General features: G+C 34.2%; 2 protein-coding genes and 1 pseudogene. All 3 read right to left on the reverse strand.

Annotated features, from left to right (window positions below; genetic code table 11):
- Positions 1-83 (reverse strand): annotated as a pseudogene (locus tag IC220_RS07940) (Holliday junction resolvase); the annotation flags it as partial.
- A 376-nt stretch (positions 84-459) separates the two neighbouring features.
- Positions 460-1,215, reverse strand: coding sequence for a hypothetical protein (locus IC220_RS06355; RefSeq protein WP_188153639.1), 756 nt, complete (start codon positions 1,213-1,215; stop codon positions 460-462).
- 803 nt (positions 1,216-2,018) lie between these two features.
- Positions 2,019-3,928, reverse strand: a 1,910-nt coding sequence (locus IC220_RS06360) for an AAA family ATPase (RefSeq protein WP_188153640.1), incomplete at its 5' end; no start/stop codon positions are given.

The raw sequence follows: 3,928 nt of genomic DNA on the forward strand, positions 1-3,928 counted from the left end.
CTTTCACTGCCACTTTGAATTACTCCATCATGCAGAATAGCCCAGCCGGTTTGTTTGCCTAGATCTAGTGTTAGTATTGACATTTATTTTCCTATTACGATATCAACCAGTTTTTGAATTAAAAATCTATTGCTCTCATCATTAAAGTTGCTAAATTAAAGTTCAGTAGCACAGATTCCTAAAATATCGTCTGGTTCCTTCAAAATATGCTATGGAGGTTTACATAGATTTTTGCAGGCCAACAACGGATACCCAAGAATCTTGCGCTACCTAGTAGTTAAATACGTCAAGAAATTTCTTCCTGCTATTATATATATTCACCGAAATTACGAAAACTGTTCACTTTTTTTTGAAATTTTTTTCATATCACTACTTGACTTTTACATCCGCTGTAGGTGTAGAAAATTTGTCTTTTGAAGACCACTGCTTTGTTCATATGTCTCCTCAAATAGGGCATAGCTAAGAACGTAATTCTTTCATCACTTTACTTCTTTCATCCATTAGCTTATCCTCAATTTCTCTATATTTTTCAGTATCCTCTTCTATGCTTTCCAACTTTTCTAAGCCTTTTTCTAGCAAGTCAATCAAAATATCTACTTTGTGTTTTACGTGATTTCTAAAAATTCCTATATGCTGGGAAATAAGACCAAGTAAAAATACATCTCCTTGAAAATTCAGTTCTGGCTGGTGTATAAATAACCTAGTCAATTCGATTGTTACTTTTTTTCTTTCTGCTATAGAACCATGCTCAGCCTTTTCTAAAAATTTAAAAGTATCAATATTATCGCGCAAAAAGTTACTGAATCTGAGCTCTCTTTCTGCGTAATTTCTCATGCTACTTGTCAATTTAGGTCTTAGTTCTTCATACATCTGAGGCAATAAGTTATCTAATTCATTCAACTGTTTTAAATCTTTATCATAAACTGAAGAGTGCATGATTAAAACAAGGCGCCTATTTAATTTTCCAAAGAAGCTTAGAATTGCTACTCCATTAAGCGGGTTATCATCACCATGAAAAGACATCAATAATTTCTTATCTGTTGTTTTTTCTATTGCAGTAGCTAATTTACTCAATTGTTTCAATTCTCTTAAGCGCTTTCCCTTAGCTTCATCTACAACTTGCTTATAGAGACTTTGCTTATCTTCATCACCTAAAGACTCACAATATTTTCTCAATTGCTCAGGAGTCTGAGATAAAAGTTGTTGTATTTTCATAATAACCTCCAATATACCAAAACCTCACCAGCTCTTGTTATATATATTCACCGAAATTACGAAAACTGTTCACTTTTTTTTATATATTTTACAACTGATAAAAAACATGCTAAACTGAGGTGAAGGTTATTTTGTGATAGATAAAAATTTGAAGTAAAGAATAATTAATGAGTGCCTTTTCCTGCGCTTTTAAGAGCTATTACAAGCGTTTATTGGGTTAGTGTGGTATAAATGTACCCTTAAGTCACAGAATCGTCTTAAAACGTAACTACGAACCATTTGTTCTTTTTTGTTCGATGTAAGTATTTTAATAATGGTTTCTTTTTGTTCTTCTTTTTTTTTGCTTTATGATTTTACATTTTATTTATTTTATTACTGTTATTATTTATTGCTATTATATATTATATATATAATATATAAGGGTTTTGGGAACGTAGAATCCGCCATACTGGCCGACTTTAGATACATGATTACCGGTAATGCTTTTGGGAATGTAAGGCAAAAGACTAGAATTTATGCAGCTTTTAGCTTCCCTATTTCTAATTGCAGATTTGGGAACTCGGTAATTGGGAATGTAATTCAATCATCGGTAGTGTCTTTTTTAGTATATTCTATCTCTTTAAACTAGAAAATTACTACTTACAATACGTATTAGGGTCGCAATTTATACCTTGTAAGTTAAGAATTTTGATTAAAAAATAATATAAAAGTTTTGTACTTAAAAATATATCCTCTATAAAACCATTCGGTCATGATTCTGTAGAGGCTTAAAAAAAATAAAGAGGACTTACGCTTATTAGTTTTTATTTCATAGAGTAGCTAATACCTTCGGCTCCAGGAGTGAACTTTCCTATACCACGAGCAAACGGTCCTGTTGAGATATCAAGCCACTTGTCTTCTTTTGAACCCACAGACATTCCTTTTACTAATCTTGGTGGTCTTTCTTGTAAAAGTTCCTGTATTATGCGCTCTAATTTATTCCTACCCATACTGTGGAATTTTTCAGGCAGTCTATGACGTTGTTTATATACTCCTGTATTTCCTGTGTGGGTAAATGGATGTCCTGCAACAGCAGCTCGTGTAATTGCATCGATAAGGTACATTTTGAGATCTTTATCACTAATATCTCCAACTTTTAGTTGTTCTGTAATGTTCTCTAATAGCCCTGTTTCCTGATTTCTCAGATATGTACGTATAGTTCGGTCTGCTAAACCATTTGCCTTAACAACTGCCCCATGAAATAAAGCATTCTGCCTTGGCATTTCTCCTATTGACTTAAAGATTTCTAGCCTAGCTGTATTTTCTATTGGCCAAAAAGCATATGAGCATCTAACACCATTAACAAGGGCAGAGGTACCTCTTATTGCATCGCGTGCTTGTTCAGCAGTTAATATAGGTTTGTCACTCTTTGGCTTTCTCATGTGGTGAGCAGTAATAATTGAAGCTCCAGTGCTACTTGCTAGATCAGACAATAGACACATTAGATAATCTCCTACAGCTGGATCAGCATTTATATCTGCATGAATGAATGATGCAAGAGGATCAAACACGATTAATTTTAAATCCTTAATTTTTTCAAGTTGCTTTATTACAGACTCAAATTCAGGAGAAATCTCAACAATTTTACCACGAACATTTTTTAAGATTGTAAGTGACCCTTTGACATTTGGTAGTGGTACAACAAACAACTTATCTTTATGTTTTAATCTTTCACACTTAGGGTCAAGGCGTTCAAGGCGACGATGTACCTCACCTGCATCATCTTCTGCTGAAAAAACTGCCACTGATCCATGTTCAGTAACAAGAGAACCAAAACCACATATTTGATCTGTATCATTCGCAACTTTCAGTGCTAAATCAAGCAGTAACATTCCTTTTCCTGTATCTCCCATAGCAGCCACTATTGAAGTAACACCTAAAGGAAACATCCCTTCAACAAGAAACTTTTGCTCTGGTACTGGACCTGTAAAACGTTCTACATTCCAGTCTAAAATGTTCAGTGGTGGTTTGGTGATTACTTTTCTTGTGTTATTCTCAATAAAATCAGAAATGTAATTTCTTTGTCCCTCTTTTTGAACTGTCGAGAATTTCTCGGTAGTTGATAGTTCTTTTTCTGTATACAGAATTTGAGTAGTTGAAGATAAAAATTTTTCAATATCTATCCCTTCTGTAACACCATCAGCAACGTCCCAACCCTTTGGTTTATCTTGCGGAATTTCAAGAATAGCAAGTGATGCAACTCCTATTTCTAAAAGCTTTTTCTCAGCATTTTCAGCATACTTTTTACCTGCCTCATCATTATCTGGCCAAATAATAATATGCTTGCCCTTAAGCTGTGACCAGTCAGTTTTGTTAGCATCTGCATTAGATCCAAACATTGTTGTTGTAGCTGTAATACCCTGTTCAATAAGAGCTTCTGCACACTTTTCTCCTTCCACTAGAACAATTTCATCAGACTTTAAAATTCCTGGAATATTATATAAAGGCCTCAGTCCTTCTGGTGCACCATATATACCTCGCTTCACATCAAAAGGCTTATATTCTTTTCTCTCTCCAGTAGGATCTTTGCGAAAAACCTTAACAATCACCTGGCCATTTTCATCATAGTAATTCCAGCTATAAGTAGCAATCTCATCAAGTTTCTGATTAATGTATTGCTCTTCTGGACGTTTCTTATCATATCCGAGCCACTCAGCTATAGAAGCCATTACTT

Origin of the sequence: Wolbachia endosymbiont of Pentalonia nigronervosa, from assembly GCF_014534705.1 — a bacterium.
In the GTDB taxonomy this organism is placed as follows: domain Bacteria; phylum Pseudomonadota; class Alphaproteobacteria; order Rickettsiales; family Anaplasmataceae; genus Wolbachia.